Source organism: uncultured Roseobacter sp. (assembly GCF_947488185.1).
Classification (GTDB): domain Bacteria; phylum Pseudomonadota; class Alphaproteobacteria; order Rhodobacterales; family Rhodobacteraceae; genus Roseobacter.
On the sequence record NZ_CANKYM010000001.1, the window covers coordinates 328,985 to 345,054 of the forward strand.

Consider the following 16,070-nt stretch of genomic DNA (forward strand, 5'->3'; position numbering starts at 1 on the left):
CCGTGTGGGTCCAGTTCCACCGCGGCACCCAAAAAACCCCCTCAAAACAATCGCTATAGTAGAATAATGTTAGCGTTAAAGTAGAATTTTCACAAAAATGTGAGCAAATAGAGTAAGATAGCTCCGTGCCCGGGCCTCGCGTCAATTTTTCACGGAGCATGTATTTAATCAGGAGTTGTTCATGAAACCAATTTTTTATGGCGGCATCATCGCCGCGCTTTCCCTCATCCCGATACAGGCGACCGCCGTGACAATCGACGTGCTCTGGACATCGGGCAGCACTTCTCACAACGACGGGATCACCACGCTTGCCAGCGGCGCTGGCAGCTTCGATCCGAGCAGCAACGGATCGCTCGACTGGAACCTGACCTTCTGGGACGGCACCTCCGATCCGGGTTTTGACGATTACGATGTTTTTGTCATAAGCTCGACCTGCAACTACTCGATCGGTGGCAACTGCGCCGGCAGCGGCTTTTACGGCAACGGGGTAAACGCCGATGGCGTGATCAGCTACGGCTCAGAAATCGCCGCGGCCCGGGGCAACCGGACCTTCCTGTCGGGACAGGACGCCGACTACCATTACCTCTATGACGGCTCTCCCGGCCCCGTGGTCGACGACGGCCCCAAGGGGTTCATTATCAACGCGGTCAATTGGGCGGCTTCCGGCACCGGGTTGGGTATCGTTTCGATGACCGACCGCATCAGCAACGACTTTGGCTGGTGGACCGCAGATGGCAGCTTTCTCAAGGATGAGCTTGGCTCATCGCCGTTCTATCTCAACAAGGAAGACGTGGACATTGGACCCGGGCAAAACGGCTTTCCCATCAACGAAGGCCTGACAGATGCCGGTCTGTCCAACTGGGGCACGTCATCACACGCCTGCTTTGGCGATGTGGATGGCTATACCGCCATCAACCTCGCAGGCAGTGGCAGTGGCGCAGGCTGCGGCGTCACCATTGTGACCAGCAAATCTGCCGGCGGCGACACAGATGGCGGCGACACCCCGGATCTCGACGTTGTGCCACTGCCCGCAAGCATGTGGCTGCTGATCGCAGGCGTCGGCGGTTTGGGTGCGATGCGCCGACGCCGGTAACCTGCGGCCTCGGACGTGCAACAGGGGCGGCGCGATCAGCGTCGCCTTCCCGTGCTGTTTGTCTACTCGAAGCTAGAGTTGTTCTGGTGCCACGCGTGCATCGCGGATCGGCGCCGCGCCGTTGAACACCTTACCCCAGCGCATCAGGAGCTGACTTTGCAGCCGCCTTGCACGCGACGCCCAGGGTCGTGCACCCTCTGGGCGCTCACGGTGGGCGCGGGGAATGGTGGCGCGAATGTCCTCATCGGCGCAGAAAATCGCAAACACCATCTCACGCCCGTCCGGCGCCGTGATGTAGCCCGCAAGACCCGAGACGAAATTCAGCGTGCCGGTCTTGGCGTCCACCTTCACCGGGTGATCCTTGACAGGGCGGCCTCTCTTGTCGCGCAGGGTCACCGGCTTCAGGATCGGGCGCAGCACCGCGTCGTGGTGTACCGCGGACAGCCCGCGCACCATGTCCCGCGGGCTTACCCGGCTCAGGCCACCCAGCCCGGAATGATCCACGAATGCAGGGTTCTCCATACCCAGCGTCTTGATGGCCCAGAGATTCATTTGCCGGGCAGAGGCGGCCAGCGTATGGGCGCGTCCCGCGCGGACACGGGTGGCCGCCTGCCCAACCATTTCCGCCGTCAGGTTGTTTGAATACTTCAGCATGCCCTGCAAGATTTCGCGCAGCGGCGGGCTCTGCACCGTGGCCTGCACCGCGCCGTCCGGCATCTCTTCGATCAGCTCCGCAGAGTTCAGCACGATGCCGTTTGACCGGGCCAGCGTGGAAAAGACATCGCCCGCATAAAGCCCCGGGTGACGCACTGGCAGCCAGCGCGCGCCCTCCTTACCCAATGCCCGCTTGGCCACCGTCCACCGGTCATACGCACCCTCGTTTTCATAGGTGTAGACCGGCACCGTGCGGTCCACGATCTGCATGCGCGCCATACGCACCTCGGGGCGGAATCCCGCGGTGCGGGCGTCCATCGTGATCCTGTATTTCGCCGCCTCCCGCTTCCACTCGAAATGCACGCGGTTGTAGTTGAGAGCGATGCCCGACACGGCCGGACTGTAACCCAGATGATCGGGTTGTTCCGGATCGATGGAGCGCAAAGGGTGCAACGCGTTTTCAAAGACGAGGAACCGGCCCCGCACCTCGCGCAGGCCAGCGTCTTTCAACTGGGAGGCCAGATCGGCCAGCCCGCGGGTGTCCAGCGTCGGATCGCATCCACCCACAAGCACCAGATCACCGTCCAGCACACCGTCCGTCACGGGACCGGCAGCAACAACCGTGGTGGCGAAACGATGCCCCGGACCCAGGACATCAAGCGCATAGAGCGCCGTGATCGACTTCGTCACGCTGGCGGGCGCAAGACCGGTCGCTACGTTGTGCCCTTCCAGAACATCGCCGGTTTCGGCATCCGCCACCGCAAAGACGACGTCACCGGAAACCCGCGCCTCGCGCAACAGGCTTTCAAAGCCGCTGGGCTCAACAGGTTTTGCGCCGCGTATGCGTGGGCGCAGCGAAACGGCGGGAACATCGGCAAATGCGGGACTTGCCGCACTGGCCAGAAGACCGGCCATAAACCCGCGTCGTGAAACCTGATGTACAGAGGCATTTTTCATAAAGGCAACTAAACCCCAGCGCTGTTACGGAAACAACAGCTTCGATACACCCTACGCCTTAAAATTGCGTGATGTTGCTCAGTTCAGCGTTACCAGCCGCCAGCCGCGCGGATTGCGCTGGAGGATTGTGACACCATCGGCACATTGACGAAACACCACGCCGGGGCATCCGTGCGTCCCAGTAGGGCAGAGGCGCGACCTGCGATCCGTGCCTGTGCGAAAAGCCGCGCCGCCGGGCTCATTCGGGCCGAAATCCGGTCGCCCGGGCGGGCCAAAACCCCCACCGGGACCGACTGCATGATGCCCCGCCAGTCCTGCCAGTGGTGCAGCTGCGCCAGATTGTCCGCACCCATCAGCCAAATAAACCGGACACCGGGATAACAGGCGCGCAGGCGGGTCAGCGTTTTGGCGGTATAGCGCGTGCCCAGATGCGCCTCGATATCGGTGATCTCAACGCGCGGGTGCTGCATAACCGCCCGCGCACGGGCCATGCGGGTTTCCAATGGGGCGGGACCTCGGGCTTTGATCGGGTTGCCGGGGCTAACCAGCCACCACACCCGCATCAGGCCAAAACGCTTGAGCGCCTCGCGGGTGATATGCACATGTCCTGCGTGCGCCGGGTCAAAGGACCCACCCAGCAATCCAATCACCTCTCCCGAACGCGCGAGGGGAAAGCCCTGTCTCACTGCTGTCTCGCCTCCCGCTTCTTCATCGCACCCTTGAAAAGCCGCCGTCGCCGGTTGTCAATGCCAGCCAAACGAAGGGTCAGAGCGGTGCCACGGCGTCCTGCAAGGTGACGATGCCGCCTGTGACCACCCGGGCGCACCATCCACCGTGGCCCCGCACGGCAGAGTATCCACCATGCCCCAACGCTTCCTCCATTCGGCTACAAGGTGCACAGATGCCAGTGATTTCCAGCACGGCTTCGCCGATCAGAACCTGACCCCCTTTCAGAGCTGCGAGGTTCAGACCAGAAACCACCAGATTGCGCCGCGAGAGCGCCGCCTCCACGCCACACCCCAGCATTGCGCCGATGACCGGCAGATGCTCCGCCTGGATCATCGTCACCGCGCGTTTTTCGGATGCCCCGTGATCGCCCTCTAACCCACTCGGACCCAGCGACACCTGTTGCACCGGCACCATCTCTGCCCGCCGCGCCGGGCGCAACCCAATCCAGTCCACCCGCCCGGGCTTTGCGTATCTGTCGATCAGCTCTTTCAGGCTCTGCATTGCACGCCTCAGCGGTCGCTGCCTTCGATCCGCAAGTCGGGCAAGCGCCCGAGCGGATAGTTCGGGTGCAGCTGCCAGAACCCATCTTCGCTCAATTCCAGGGGGCGTAGCGTTCCCCCAGGGAAGGCGCGCGTTCGCAGTGCCAGCACGATGTCAGACAGAACCGCGGGGTTGTCACGGAAGTAGGAATGCCCCCGCCCCCTCACGCTCTCGACCCGAATGAAATGTACCAGTTCGGACTTTTTCAACCGCTCGATCTCATCGACCATCAATGCATCAGACGTAGCGGAGCCCAAACGCGGCGCATTGGTCAGGATCGAGGACAGGCGCAAGGCCCCGTCGCTTGGATTGACATAAATGTTAATCTGCTCGAAAGCCTCCGACACCCGCTCGGCCTGGAGCCGCTGCTCCACCACACCGGTATCCAGATCTGCCGCCGCCATGATCAAGGTGCCGGTTTTCATCGCCGTCTTGGGGTGCACGCCCCGCCCGCGATGATAGATTACCAACTCACGCAGGGCCGCCGACATCACATCCGTTCCCCGCGAATGAGCGACGATATCAATGTCCTCAACCTCCGGGATTTCTGCCAGCAAGCGCAGGAACTCCTTGGCATGATAGACACTGAAATCTCCTGCCTCGCGGTCCCGGAAATAGGAGAGCAGTCCGCGATTGCCAGCCGGCCAGGTAAAGGCAATGGGAATGCTGTCGCGCCCTTCGTAGTGCCACAGGTTGGCCAGTGTCGCGATGGCCCGGTCAAAATCATTCCGGACGCCGTGTGTAAAAATGAGAACGCGGCCATTGCCAGTACGTATGATTTCGTCCCTCAGGGCTTCTTTGAAGGCTGCCGCTCCCGAGTCATACTTGGCCAGTGCGTCGGGGTCGAAAATCAATCCACCATCGGTGCGTTGCGTGGGTAAGGGTACATCGACAAACCGCACGAGCTCCGAAGGTTCTTCAACGTTAAGCTGAGAAATCCGCCGACCACCATCGGTGGACGTACGCTGCACAAGATCAGCCCAGTCTTCGGCCCCGAAGCGCACGCGCACGGCACCCAATGCCATGGAGTTGGACCTGTCCGTGTTATAGATCAGCGCGCCGGTGCCATTCTCGGCCACTGCACGGTCTGTTACGTAAAACATGCGTGGATCAACGTTGCGCAACACCAGGGGCACCCGATCGTCGGGATAGTTGTTGCCTTCCAGATAAAGGTTCGGCGGCGGCGCCAGCACCACCTCGCGGACCGCGCACCCCACCAACAGCATCGTCAGCACCGCCAAACCCGTGATAATTCGCACTTTGCGTGCCCCGCTGATGTTCCGATCCCTTTCAGCGCTAACACGGGTTCGGGAAAAATCAAATCACAGCTTGTGAGACAGGCGAATAGTGCCCGACTATCGCAAATGCGCCACGCCCTTGACACCTGACGGCTAGTGTTCAGGGTTCATCCCGGATCGAAACCTGTGGCGCGTTAGATATCACACACTCGGTATCGGTGGACCCGATCAGACATCGAAGCGCTTGCAGATCAAGTCTTTCGGTCTGCGATAGGTGCGAAAGCCCATCGCCTCATAATACGCCAGTGCCTCTGGGTTCGTGGCCGCAATGGATGCATCGATGTAAGATAAACCGGCGTCGCTCGCGGCTGCCCGCGTGTTTGCAAAAAGCGCGCGGCCCACGCCCCGGCGGGCGGCGGCAGGTCTTATATGCGTGCCAATGATACCCCATCCTGGCGCGACACCCCATTTGTTGCCTGCCTGCGCACGCTGTAGCGACTGAAATCCAAGCACGACGCCATCCTCCTCAGCCAGTGTGCAACGGACTTTATGCGGGTCCTCAATGTAATACGCCCGTACAAAGCCTTCATCGTCGGGGCTCACCCTCTTGCCTGACGCTGTCAATTGCCGAAGAAATGCACTCATCTGCTCCACGTCATCGACAGTAGCGTCCCTTAGTATCATCGTCGGCCCCCAAGTTTCTCTCGCGATCATCTACGCAGATTGCGCGCAACCTCAAGGGAAAGCGGTTGGGCACGGCGCCAAAACTGCTATTTGCTCAGCATGCAACCTCTGACGAGCGGGGTTCGCCTAGCACATATCGCCGCGCAAACGCATCGCGCATTGCTCCCCCGCGCGCGCCCCGGTATCAGAGGCAAACCACACGCAACAGGAGCATTTCCATGGCCGCCTACCAATACGTCTATCACATGTCCGGCGTCTCCAAGACCTACCCCGGCGGCAAGAAGTGTTTCGAGAACATCCACCTGAACTTCCTGCCCGGCGTGAAGATCGGCGTCGTCGGCGTGAACGGTGCGGGTAAATCCACGCTGATGAAGATCATGGCGGGCCTCGACACCGACTTTCAGGGCGAGGCCTGGCATGCCGAAGGGGCCACCGTCGGCTACCTGCCCCAGGAACCCAAGCTCGACGAGAGCCTCACCGTGCGCGAAAACGTCATGCTCGCCGTGGCCGACAAAAAGGCGATCCTCGACCGTTACAACGAGCTGGCGATGAACTACTCGGACGAGACCGCAGACGAGATGGCGCAGCTGCAAGACCAGATCGACGCCGAAAACCTCTGGGATCTGGATAGCCAGATCGACGTCTCCATGGAGGCCCTGCGCTGCCCGCCCGATGACGCCAGTATCGCCAACCTCTCGGGCGGTGAAGCGCGTCGCGTCGCACTCTGCAAGCTGCTGCTCGAAGCCCCCGATATGCTGCTGCTCGACGAGCCCACCAACCACCTCGACGCCGAAACCATCGCCTGGCTGCAACAGCACCTCATTGACTACAAGGGCACCATCCTGATCGTCACCCACGACCGCTATTTTCTCGATGACATCACCGGCTGGATCCTTGAGCTCGACCGCGGCAAGGGCATCCCCTACGAGGGCAACTACTCCGCCTGGCTCGAACAGAAGGCCAAGCGCCTCGCCCAGGAGGCCCGCGAGGACAAATCCCGCCAGAAGACCCTCGAACGCGAACTGGACTGGATGCGCCAGGGCGCCAAGGCGCGGCAGGCCAAATCCAAGGCCCGCATCAACGCCTATAACGAAATGGCCGAAACCTCAGAGCGTGAAAAACTCTCCCGCGCCCAGATCGTCATCCCCAACGGCCCGCGTCTGGGCGACAAGGTCATCGAGGTCACAGGGCTGGCCAAACACATGGGCGACAAGCAGCTGGTCGAAGGCCTCGACTTCTCCCTGCCCCCCGGCGGCATCGTCGGCGTGATCGGCCCCAACGGCGCGGGTAAATCCACGCTCTTCAAGATGCTCACCGGGCAGCTGGACCCGGATGCGGGCAGCATCGAATACGGCGACACGGTCGATCTGTCGTATGTCGACCAGTCCCGCGACGACCTCAACGCGAATGACAACGTCTGGGAAGCGATCAGCGGCGGGGCCGAACTGATCCAGCTGGGTGACGCCGAAGTGAACTCCCGGGCGTACTGCTCCTCGTTCAACTTCAAAGGCGGCGATCAGCAGAAGAAGGTGGGCCTGCTCTCAGGCGGCGAACGCAACCGCGTGCACATGGCGCGCCTGCTGAAATCCGGCGGTAACGTGCTCCTGCTCGACGAGCCCACCAACGACCTCGACGTCGAAACCCTGCGCGCTTTGGAAGACGCCCTCGTCGATTTCGCAGGCTGCGCCGTGGTCATCTCCCACGACCGCTTCTTCCTCGACCGCATCTGCACGCATATTTTGGCCTTCGAAGGCGAAGCCCATGTCGAATGGTTCGAAGGCAACTTCGAGGATTATGAAGAGGACAAGAAACGGCGGTTGGGGGCAGATGCGCTGGAGCCGAAACGGCTGAAACATAAGAAATTCGTGCGTTAGGACAAAGCTTCCGGGATTGCGTTCTAGTTCGAAGTCTGCGCGAAAGCGGCTGCCCGGCTACTGTATGCGCATCTTGTTTCAAGCAGGTTGAAATGCGGCGACGAATAGTACGCTGCCTCCGAAACTACAATGATCAATCAGTATTTGCCTTTCATCAGATCTTGAACGGCTTGGCCAATAGAAGCCAAATTGTTCACCTGGCATACTTTGTAGATTAGCTTCCCTGTCGCGGGGTTATGAACCAAAATGTGGCTCGAGTTTTGCTGGCTGTCTTTCTTTACAGTGGCTTTGATAAACAAGCTTTCTGGTTGCCCATCAGTATTGCCCGGGCCGATACGAATGCCTCGAAGGTTTGGATTGTCCTGCCACCGCTCAAAAGTCGCTCGCTTTTTTGGAGTAATCGATACTTTTGACATGATCACTCTCTCTCTAACTTTCCTAGTTTTAGACTTTTGCACTTGATTGAGGTCAGAGCAAGCATTCTACAACGACGGAAAGCTATTCCCATGCTCTAGCCCATTGTTATGGCCGCAAGCTTTCGCAACTCCTGAAACTGACGCGGCATATCTATTGCACGTTCCATCAGTGCACACTATATTTAGTTTTGCTAGCGGAGGTGCTCAAACCACCGTTTGGCGCCCTGCGAACCCTCAGAGAGGACACTCAATGCGGTTGCCTAGAAGCTGGAAGTGCTTAGCGGCGCTATGTCGAAACCTTTGCGGGGATTAGGCTAAGGCGGTCCGGGTCCGTCAGGACCCCGGGTGCCCGTCGAACGGAAGCTCCAAGTGATCATAGGAGCATGCCAAAACCGCCTCGCTAGGGCGGTATACAAATACTGAGTTGTCTTTGGACGCTTATCCGGATGAGCATCGCTAGGAACAATTCCCATGCGGTTTTCATTCAAACTGGAAGGGCGAGTGCGATACGTCGATGTAATCGGCACAATCGCACTCTTGCTGACGATACTAGGACTATTCCTATAAAGTTGGGCGGCTCAGGCCGCCCTTCCTAGTTTTCAACCATAGCCCCCGCCCAGGGGAGCGGTCGGGGGCGGCACAAACGCGGGGCGTTTGTGCGGTGAACAGCTCAGAGGTTGATGCAGGGTGAACCGAAGCGCTAACGTCTGCCCATGCCCATCATCGACATCCTCGTGAATTGCCCCTCCACCCAAACAGCCGACGCCATCAGCGCGGCGCTCATCGAGCAGCGCCTCGTCGCCTGCTCCAACCGCTACCCCGCGATCCAGAGCAGCTACCGCTGGCAAGGCAAACTCGAACACGAGGAAGAACACCCGCTGCTGCTGAAAACCCGGGCCGAACTGGCCCAACAGGCCGAAGATGCCATCCGCGCCCTGCACCCCTATGACGTCCCGCCCATCATTCGTCTGAACATCGACGGCGCGAACCAGGACTATATCGACTGGGTCTACAGCGTCACGCGAGAGGGATAAGACGAGAGGGCCTCTCGCTCATTGCTGCGTATTACACTGCCGGCCGACGCACCCGGCTGTGCCGGGCACCGGATCATAGCAATGCGCCCAGCCACATCCCCACCCCAAAAACCGTATGCGCCGCCAGCCCCAGCCCCCGCGCGCGCCACGGATTGGGTGTTTGTGACGCAGCCCAGCCCAGCCCCATCCCGGGCTGCATCACGAACCAGCCAAAGCCGATCGTCAGCATCGCGAAGATCCACGCAGGCCAGAACGTCGGCGCGGCCAGCCAGTCCGCGCCCATAATCACCGCCAGCGCCACGCCGTACGCGATGCCCACCACATAGTGAAACAGCCAGCCAATCGCCAGCTCTCCCGGCACTGCGTCCGCTGCACCAATACCGTCGTGCACCAGTTGCCCGCGCGGCATGTGCGCCACCCAGCGCCCGACCATCGCCCAATTCGGCGCCGACACCCCGGCGAACCGGTACAAGAGCTGCGCCCAGATATCCATGGCCACCGTCGCCATCACGCCCATCACCACGCCGCTCATCAAAATGCTTTCGGTCATACCAGCGCCCTACCCCTATCTACTCTGCCGCAGGTCTGGCACCTCCGGGGAGCGTTTACCAGACGACATTATCTTGGGGGAACAAAAAAACGGGCCGGTGAAACACCGACCCGTCAGGGAAAGAGGAAGCGCAGGGGGAGAAGCTGCGTTCCTTTGGTTAGAGAGCAGCCCAGTCGGTGAAACGCCAAGTAGAGGGGCATTTCGGACCGGGACGACGGTTGACTGGGCTGCGCCCCGTTGCACGCCAGGAAGAGGTGCGCGGAACCGGGGAGATATCCGGAGAAATGCCCCGGGGGTCGTCATCTAAATCAGGTACTCTGGTCACAATCGTTACTCCACTTCCGAGGAGGTAAATCACCCCGGCTCACACCTCTATCTAGCGGTATTTTCTACTCCAGGTATGTGATCCGGTTCACACTTGTCGTATCTTTTTTGGAATTTCTTAACTTTTTGCGGTCCCGATCAATCGAACGGATCAAAACAGTTGAAATGCAGGCGCCTCGTGGCAAACTACTGTCATGATACGCCGCGCTTTTCTCACCGGCCTTGCTGCCTGTGCTGTTCTGACAGCCTGCACGCCGCAATCCATCCCTTCTTCAGCCCGGACAACCGTCATCCTGGTGCGTCATGCCGACAGGGCAGGTGATATCCTCAGCACGCAAGGACTGGCGCGCGCGGCCAATTTACCCCAGGCGTTGGTGGATTACGAACTGGACGCCATTTATAGTCCGGATATCGCCCGCAATGTGCAAACGGCCGAGCCGCTATCCGAAGCACTGGACTTGCCGGTCACTATTATCGCAAAGGAACGAGCGGGGGCCAAAATGTCGCGCGCGCATCCAAACGGTACCGTGATCTGGATTGGCAATAAGGGTAATCTGCGTGCGATCTGGGCAGAGCTTGGGGGCACGGGTGAGGCACCGCAGGCCTATGGAGAAATAGGTGTTATCACCCTGCAAAGCATGGGCAGACGTCAAGTGAAACGGTTGGAAGTGACGCCGTAAAGCCGGCCTGTGCATGTAGTTTTTACAAACGAGGCCTCAAAGACCCACGCGCTCTCCCCGATTGTCAAAGAGCTTGGTCAAATTCAAACCTCCAGGTGAACGGTGAATTCGCGACCTCGTACGAGGCCCGCAACACCCCGCATCGCGGGTACCCGAAACCAAAATATGCACGTAGGCTTGACACTCTGGAGCACAGTAATCCCTGCATATGTTTCGTTACCGGTTCACAGAAAATGTCCTTTGACGCCTCAAATTCGCCCTCACATTAACATTTGATCAACCTACTGTTTGGTACAAATGCTGAGGAGGATTAGGAAATGGCAATCATTTCTACCCTGATCGGAGGCGTCTGCGGTTTTCTCGCCTTTCTATCCGCTTTGGTGTTTTTCAAGGTGAGCTTCCTGACAGCTTTGGGAGTTTATGTTCTCGTCGGCCTCGGGCTGACGGCAACTCTGATCATTGCAGGCGTAACTTGGCAAGCCTTGGTCAAATCTCCTTCGCCACGCCCGACGATAGTGCCTTACTCCGCGCGCATTTCCGCCGGAAGTCCAATGACCAAACAGCGTGGGTGACCCTGTTTTCGGCGGAATTTCGTTCGAGTAAACCGGAGCTTATCGGAGCCGTGCGTATCCGGTTTCTCTTGCCAGCCCGACTCCTATCTGTCATACGCCGCATCGCAAACGTTATTCTTTTTCGACCTGCTGTCTCCTAATAGGGCGGTCAGTCTTCGATCCAGACCGACCTCGCCAGGCCATCGCACACACGCGGATGGCACTTTTTAAGGAGACCACGGATATGGCCACAGGCACCGTGAAATGGTTCAACACCACAAAAGGCTTCGGCTTCATCGCACCCGACGGCGGCAGCAAAGACGTGTTCGTACACATCTCTGCAGTTGAGCGCGCAGGCCTCACAGGTCTGGCGGACAACCAGAAAGTCACTTTCGACATCGAAGCAGGCCGTGACGGCCGCGAAAGCGCGACAAACATCGCGCTGGCATAACCTTGCCGACCAAAGCAAAAGAAAAACCGGCCTGCTTCAGGCCGGTTTTTTTGTTGATCAAGTTTGCATTTTAATCGGTGAATAATTCAGGATCAGAAAGTGCGTCGGTCCCGCGCCGACCGAAACTAGCCACCGCGGCAAGTTCAGAGCAAGACGATCCAGATCAGCAGACTTGGCACCAGCATTGCGAATAGGATGCAGAACAGCTTTGCGGCATGGCTGATCTTACCAAAGGCTCCGTCTCCCATCGCCCCTTCTCCATAACTGAGGGCGCTCGCCATGACTGCGTAGCCGCTGGCTTCGCGTTTAAGCTTGGCGGACTTGATGGACGCTAGTGCCATTTCATTCACGCGCGCTTGGCGCTCTTTTTCCGTCAACTGGCTTTCGAGACTTTCCATGTTACTCACGTTCCGGCTACTCCCTTGGCTTGGTGCTTCAAATGGAGTTCTGAAACACAAAGTCCAGTGCCAGAAACGCAAAAAGGCCGGCAGAGCGCCGGCCTTCCCGCATAGGCTGTACAAAATCGCTTAGTTGAGCGCTTTGTCAGTGATCATATGCGTCCAGGCACCCTCGGGCGCTTTGGTGATGACCGGATCCGAGCCGCCCGATAGCAGGGAAGCCACGGTACGTTCGTAGTCCGCCGGATCAAGCGCGCCATTGCTACCCGCCGTCAGCTTGGCAATCTCGCCCATCATGCGTTTCTGATGTTCTTCAGTCTGCGCGCCGCTGGCATCGTTATCGAGCACGATTTCAGCCGCCTCGTCGGGATTTTCCTCGGCATATTTCCAGCCCTTCATCGACGCACGCACAAAGCGCACCATCTTGTCCTGAAACGCCGGGTCAGCAAGATTTTCTTCCAACGCATAGAGCCCGTCTTCGAGGGTCGCGACACCCTGCTCTTCGTATTTGAAGACGGTCAGATCCTCCGGGGTCAACCCGGCATCTATGACCTGCCAATACTCGTTATACGTCATTGTGGACACACAGGCGGCCTGCCCTTGCAGGAGCGGATCGACGTTGAAACCCTGCTTGAGAACCGTCACACCGTTGTCGGACCCGTCGGTCGGGATATCGAGCTTGCTCATCCAGCTGAGGAAAGGGAATTCATTGCCAAAGAACCAGACCCCAAGCGTTTTACCGGCAAAGTCATCTGTGCTCGCAACACCGGCATCCTTTCGGCAGGTCAGCATCATGCCCGAAGACTTGAAGGGCTGCGCGATATTGACCATGCCAAGACCCTTTTCACGTGCGGCCAGTGCTGCGGGCATCCACTCCACGGTCACATCAGCACCGCCGCCTGCCAGCACCTGGGTTGGCGCAATGTCCGGCCCGCCCGGTTTGATGGTGACGTCCAGGTCTTCCTCTTCGTAAAAGCCCTTGTCGAGCGCGACGTAATAGCCTGCGAACTGCGCCTGCGTGACCCACTTCAACTGTAGTGTCACGTCATCGGCCGCCTGTGCGGCCATCCCCCACACCCCAAGTGCAGCCCCCGCTGCAAGTGTCGATATCGTTTTCATCATACTCTCCTTGTTTGGTCTTTTATAAGTGTCTTTGGGACGGATGCCAGAAGGTCACCACCCGTTCGATCAGCGCAACGATCCCGTAGAACGCCGATCCCACCACCGCTGCGACAACAATCTCCGCCCAGACCAGATCAAGCGCAAGCTGTCCCACCGATGTGGAAATCCGAAACCCCATTCCACGTATGGGGGAGCCAAAAAATTCGGCAACAATGGCCCCGATAAGCGCCAGTGTACTGGCGATTTTCAAGCCGTTGAAGATGAAAGGCATCGCAGCGGGCAACCGGAGCTTTAACAGCGTCGTCCAATAGCCCGCAGCGTAGGTGCGCATCAGATCGCGCTGCATTGCCGAGCTGTCTGCCAGACCTTGAACCGTGTTGACGAGCATAGGGAAGAACACCATCACCACAACGACGGCGGCCTTGGATTGCCAATCAAAGCCGAACCACATGACCAGAATGGGCGCCATACCGATGACCGGCAGGGCAGCAACAAAGTTTCCCACCGGCAGGAGCCCCCGGCGCAGAAAATCGAACCTGTCCACAAGGATTGCGACCAAAAAGGCCGCCCCACAGCCCAAGACATAGCCGGTCAGCGCGCCCTTGATGACGGTTTGAACGAAATCCTCCCAGAGAATCGCGGTCGACGCGGCAAAGCGCGCTGCAATCATGGAAGGGGCGGGCAATAAAACAGCGCTGATCTCGAACCCGCGCACGACACCTTCCCAGATGGCGATCAACGTAAGGCCAAAAATCAAAGGGACGACCAGGCGGGTAACCCGTGTGCGCGGCAAAGCTGACAGTCGAGCATTCACCCACCACCCCAGGACCCAGGCGCCAAAGGCGAACACAAGCCACATCATGCCATGCCCATCCGTTTCAGAGTCATGCGCTGGAAAAACCCGATCAGCGCCACCAGCGCCGCTGCCAAGGCCGCCGCCATGATGAGGGCCGACCAGATCTGAATTGTCTGGCCGTAGTAACTGCCCGCCAACAAACGTGCACCGAGCCCGGCAACCGCACCGGTCGGCAGTTCGCCAACAATGGCACCAACCAGCGACGCCGCCATGGCAACTTTCAGAGAGGTGAAAAGGAACGGCATCGAACACGGCAAGCGGAGCCGCCAGAACATCTGGGCAGGGCTCGTATTCCATGTGCGCATCTGATCCAACTGCATCGTATCCGGACTGCGCAGACCTTTGACCATCCCCACCACAACCGGGAAAAAGGACAGGTACATCGAGATCATCGCCTTGGGCAGCAGCCCCGATATCCCCACTGCGTTCAGCACGACAATGATCATGGGAGCGATCGCCAGAATCGGGATGGTCTGACTGGCAATGACCCACGGCATCACCGACATATCCATGGTGCGATTATAGACAATCCCAACGGCAAGGGCGATGCCGAGCCCTGTCCCCAGCGCAAACCCAAGCAATGTCGCGCTCAACGTCACCCAGGAGTGATAAATCAGCGATCTTTTGGAGGTAACTTTTTTTTCAACAGTTGTCTTCCAAATCTCTGCTCCCACCTGATGCGGCGCCGGCAACTTCGGCTTCTCCTGTGACCACGTATCGGCAACCAGAGTGTGCGTGGTCAGCACCTCGCCGCTTCGGGTCGCCTTGTCGTGCGCCCACGCAGCATTCAGGAAGATTGCGGCTATGTACCAAAGCAGGAAAATCGCCAGAACTACAGTCAGAACAGGTAGTGCATTTCGGCTCATGACAGAGCCTTCCCTTCATTGTTCTGTAAATATGCATATTCAACTTCGGCAGTCTGGCAAAAATTTCTGCATATTTTAAGAACAATGAAAGAGATAACTGATCTGATCTCCACACGGTACAGGCAGGCATGCCGATGACCGTGAACGATGAAAAGGGAGCCCGCCTCCCTACACAAACAGCGGATCGGACCCGGGCGGGTGGTACAAGAATTACGCGCCCGGGCCGTTTTCAAGATATCACTCATCGCTGTGACCCGCGCGCAGGCCTTCGCGTACTCTATGTGCCACTTCCAAGAATTCCGGCGTATCGCGGATATCCAGAGGCCGATCCAGCGGCAACGGGCTGTCTATAACATCCGTGATGCGTCCGGGACGGGGTGACATCACCACAATCTTTGTGCTGAGGTAAACCGCCTCGGGGATGGAATGGGTAACGAAAGCAATTGTTTTCTGCGTCCGGGCCCAGAGCTTCAATAGCTGTTCGTTCAGATGATCACGGACAATTTCATCCAGCGCGCCGAAGGGCTCGTCCATCAGCAGAATATCAGCGTCAAACGCCAAGGCGCGGGCGATGGACGCGCGTTGCTGCATACCGCCAGAGAGTTGCCAGGGGAATTTGTTCTCGAACCCGGCCAACTCTACCAATTCTAACACGCGCGCCACACGCTCGACCTGCTCAGCCTTCGAATAGCCCATGATCTCGAGCGGCAAGCGGACGTTGCCCCCAATGGTCCGCCATGGATAGAGGCCCGCTGCTTGGAAAACATAGCCGTAGGCCCGTGCCTTGCGCGCGTCTTCAGGGCTGACACCGTTCACCGTGATCTCCCCGCCCGTCGGATGCTCCAGATCGGCCATACAGCGCAGGAATGTCGTCTTGCCGCAGCCGGACGGGCCGATAAAGCTTACGAACTCTCCTTTTGCAACTTCAAGTGATACGTCCTTGAGCGCATGCACCGGACCATCATTGGTCTGAAACGTCAGATCCAGGTGGTGCGCGGAAATCACGCTCTGCCCGGGCACCGTTTCGGGCATCTGCACCGCAGCATTTTGCAT

Annotated in this window: 18 protein-coding genes; 6 read left to right on the top strand and 12 right to left on the bottom strand. The window is 58.9% G+C overall.

Going from position 1 to position 16,070, the window contains the following annotated elements; genetic code table 11:
• Positions 1-181 precede the first annotated feature (181 nt).
• Positions 182-1,093 (top strand): VPLPA-CTERM sorting domain-containing protein, encoded by a 912-nt coding sequence (locus tag Q1A52_RS01880; RefSeq protein ID WP_300010086.1) that lies wholly within the window; start codon positions 182-184, stop codon positions 1,091-1,093.
• 72 nt (positions 1,094-1,165) lie between these two features.
• Here the strand turns inward: Q1A52_RS01880 and dacB are convergent, their stop codons facing one another.
• The 5 genes from dacB to Q1A52_RS01905 form a co-directional block, all read right to left on the bottom strand.
• Positions 1,166-2,704, bottom strand: coding sequence for a D-alanyl-D-alanine carboxypeptidase/D-alanyl-D-alanine-endopeptidase (gene dacB / locus Q1A52_RS01885; RefSeq protein ID WP_300010089.1), 1,539 nt, complete (start codon positions 2,702-2,704; stop codon positions 1,166-1,168).
• Positions 2,705-2,793: 89 nt separating this feature from the next.
• On the bottom strand, positions 2,794-3,390 hold the full coding sequence (locus tag Q1A52_RS01890) for a nicotinate-nucleotide adenylyltransferase (RefSeq protein ID WP_300010092.1): 597 nt from the start codon (positions 3,388-3,390) through the stop codon (positions 2,794-2,796).
• A 79-nt stretch (positions 3,391-3,469) separates the two neighbouring features.
• Positions 3,470-3,934 (bottom strand): MOSC domain-containing protein, encoded by a 465-nt coding sequence (locus Q1A52_RS01895; protein WP_300010095.1) that lies wholly within the window; start codon positions 3,932-3,934, stop codon positions 3,470-3,472.
• Between the two features lie 8 nt (positions 3,935-3,942).
• A complete protein-coding gene (locus tag Q1A52_RS01900) occupies positions 3,943-5,232 on the bottom strand; it encodes an alpha/beta hydrolase (protein ID WP_300010098.1) in 1,290 nt (429 codons plus the stop codon).
• Between the two features lie 207 nt (positions 5,233-5,439).
• A complete protein-coding gene (locus Q1A52_RS01905; protein WP_367277977.1) occupies positions 5,440-5,814 on the bottom strand; it encodes an N-acetyltransferase family protein in 375 nt (124 codons plus the stop codon).
• A gap of 299 nt (positions 5,815-6,113) precedes the next feature.
• Between Q1A52_RS01905 and ettA the strand changes: the two genes are divergently transcribed.
• Positions 6,114-7,769 carry an energy-dependent translational throttle protein EttA gene (ettA, locus tag Q1A52_RS01910; protein ID WP_300010103.1) on the top strand — a complete coding sequence of 552 codons (1,656 nt, stop codon included), beginning with the start codon at positions 6,114-6,116 and terminating at the stop codon, positions 7,767-7,769.
• Between the two features lie 137 nt (positions 7,770-7,906).
• Here ettA and Q1A52_RS01915 read toward each other — a convergent pair whose 3' ends face one another.
• Entirely contained in the window at positions 7,907-8,185 is a 279-nt protein-coding gene (locus tag Q1A52_RS01915; RefSeq protein WP_300010107.1) for a hypothetical protein, read from the bottom strand.
• Between the two features lie 713 nt (positions 8,186-8,898).
• On the opposite strand from Q1A52_RS01915, the gene cutA reads away from it, so the two are divergent.
• A complete protein-coding gene (gene cutA / locus Q1A52_RS01920) occupies positions 8,899-9,219 on the top strand; it encodes a divalent-cation tolerance protein CutA (protein ID WP_300010110.1) in 321 nt (106 codons plus the stop codon).
• Between the two features lie 73 nt (positions 9,220-9,292).
• Here the strand turns inward: cutA and Q1A52_RS01925 are convergent, their stop codons facing one another.
• Complete coding sequence (locus tag Q1A52_RS01925; RefSeq protein ID WP_300010113.1) at positions 9,293-9,769, bottom strand: DUF2938 domain-containing protein; 477 nt, start codon at positions 9,767-9,769, stop codon at positions 9,293-9,295.
• Positions 9,770-10,287: 518 nt separating this feature from the next.
• Here Q1A52_RS01925 and Q1A52_RS01930 point away from each other — a divergent pair.
• The 3 genes from Q1A52_RS01930 to Q1A52_RS01940 all read left to right on the top strand — a co-directional run bounded on the left by Q1A52_RS01930 (position 10,288) and on the right by Q1A52_RS01940 (position 11,775).
• Positions 10,288-10,773 carry a histidine phosphatase family protein gene (locus Q1A52_RS01930; RefSeq protein WP_300010116.1) on the top strand — a complete coding sequence of 162 codons (486 nt, stop codon included), beginning with the start codon at positions 10,288-10,290 and terminating at the stop codon, positions 10,771-10,773.
• 317 nt (positions 10,774-11,090) lie between these two features.
• Positions 11,091-11,345, top strand: coding sequence for a hypothetical protein (locus Q1A52_RS01935; protein ID WP_300010119.1), 255 nt, complete (start codon positions 11,091-11,093; stop codon positions 11,343-11,345).
• A gap of 223 nt (positions 11,346-11,568) precedes the next feature.
• On the top strand, positions 11,569-11,775 hold the full coding sequence (locus Q1A52_RS01940; RefSeq protein WP_007117950.1) for a cold-shock protein: 207 nt from the start codon (positions 11,569-11,571) through the stop codon (positions 11,773-11,775).
• Positions 11,776-11,918: 143 nt separating this feature from the next.
• Here Q1A52_RS01940 and Q1A52_RS01945 read toward each other — a convergent pair whose 3' ends face one another.
• The 5 genes from Q1A52_RS01945 to Q1A52_RS01965 all read right to left on the bottom strand — a co-directional run bounded on the left by Q1A52_RS01945 (position 11,919) and on the right by Q1A52_RS01965 (position 16,070).
• Complete coding sequence (locus tag Q1A52_RS01945) at positions 11,919-12,173, bottom strand: hypothetical protein (protein WP_300012114.1); 255 nt, start codon at positions 12,171-12,173, stop codon at positions 11,919-11,921.
• 129 nt (positions 12,174-12,302) lie between these two features.
• Complete coding sequence (locus tag Q1A52_RS01950) at positions 12,303-13,292, bottom strand: ABC transporter substrate-binding protein (protein WP_195819647.1); 990 nt, start codon at positions 13,290-13,292, stop codon at positions 12,303-12,305.
• A gap of 22 nt (positions 13,293-13,314) precedes the next feature.
• Entirely contained in the window at positions 13,315-14,157 is an 843-nt protein-coding gene (locus Q1A52_RS01955; RefSeq protein ID WP_300010122.1) for an ABC transporter permease, read from the bottom strand.
• Complete coding sequence (locus tag Q1A52_RS01960) at positions 14,154-15,017, bottom strand: ABC transporter permease (protein ID WP_300010125.1); 864 nt, start codon at positions 15,015-15,017, stop codon at positions 14,154-14,156. Before Q1A52_RS01960 ends, Q1A52_RS01955 begins: the two co-directional genes overlap by 4 nt.
• 237 nt (positions 15,018-15,254) lie before the next feature.
• Positions 15,255-16,070 (bottom strand): ABC transporter ATP-binding protein, encoded by an 816-nt coding sequence (locus Q1A52_RS01965; protein WP_300010127.1) that lies wholly within the window; start codon positions 16,068-16,070, stop codon positions 15,255-15,257.

Excerpts from the sequence above, each read along its gene's own strand:
- Q1A52_RS01880 (WP_300010086.1), top strand. The coding sequence starts at position 182 with ATGAAACCAATTTTTTATGGCGGCATCATCGCCGCGCTTTCCCTCATC.
- dacB (WP_300010089.1), bottom strand. The coding sequence starts at position 2,704 with ATGAAAAATGCCTCTGTACATCAGGTTTCACGACGCGGGTTTATGGCC.
- Q1A52_RS01895 (WP_300010095.1), bottom strand. The coding sequence starts at position 3,934 with ATGCAGAGCCTGAAAGAGCTGATCGACAGATACGCAAAGCCCGGGCGG.
- ettA (WP_300010103.1), top strand. The coding sequence starts at position 6,114 with ATGGCCGCCTACCAATACGTCTATCACATGTCCGGCGTCTCCAAGACC.
- Q1A52_RS01915 (WP_300010107.1), bottom strand. The coding sequence starts at position 8,185 with ATGTCAAAAGTATCGATTACTCCAAAAAAGCGAGCGACTTTTGAGCGG.
- cutA (WP_300010110.1), top strand. The coding sequence starts at position 8,899 with ATGCCCATCATCGACATCCTCGTGAATTGCCCCTCCACCCAAACAGCC.
- Q1A52_RS01925 (WP_300010113.1), bottom strand. The coding sequence starts at position 9,769 with ATGACCGAAAGCATTTTGATGAGCGGCGTGGTGATGGGCGTGATGGCG.
- Q1A52_RS01930 (WP_300010116.1), top strand. The coding sequence starts at position 10,288 with ATGATACGCCGCGCTTTTCTCACCGGCCTTGCTGCCTGTGCTGTTCTG.
- Q1A52_RS01935 (WP_300010119.1), top strand. The coding sequence starts at position 11,091 with ATGGCAATCATTTCTACCCTGATCGGAGGCGTCTGCGGTTTTCTCGCC.
- Q1A52_RS01940 (WP_007117950.1), top strand. The coding sequence starts at position 11,569 with ATGGCCACAGGCACCGTGAAATGGTTCAACACCACAAAAGGCTTCGGC.
- Q1A52_RS01945 (WP_300012114.1), bottom strand. The coding sequence starts at position 12,173 with ATGGAAAGTCTCGAAAGCCAGTTGACGGAAAAAGAGCGCCAAGCGCGC.
- Q1A52_RS01950 (WP_195819647.1), bottom strand. The coding sequence starts at position 13,292 with ATGAAAACGATATCGACACTTGCAGCGGGGGCTGCACTTGGGGTGTGG.
- Q1A52_RS01955 (WP_300010122.1), bottom strand. The coding sequence starts at position 14,157 with ATGATGTGGCTTGTGTTCGCCTTTGGCGCCTGGGTCCTGGGGTGGTGG.
- Q1A52_RS01960 (WP_300010125.1), bottom strand. The coding sequence starts at position 15,017 with ATGAGCCGAAATGCACTACCTGTTCTGACTGTAGTTCTGGCGATTTTC.
- Q1A52_RS01965 (WP_300010127.1), bottom strand. The coding sequence starts at position 16,070 with ATGCAAAATGCTGCGGTGCAGATGCCCGAAACGGTGCCCGGGCAGAGC.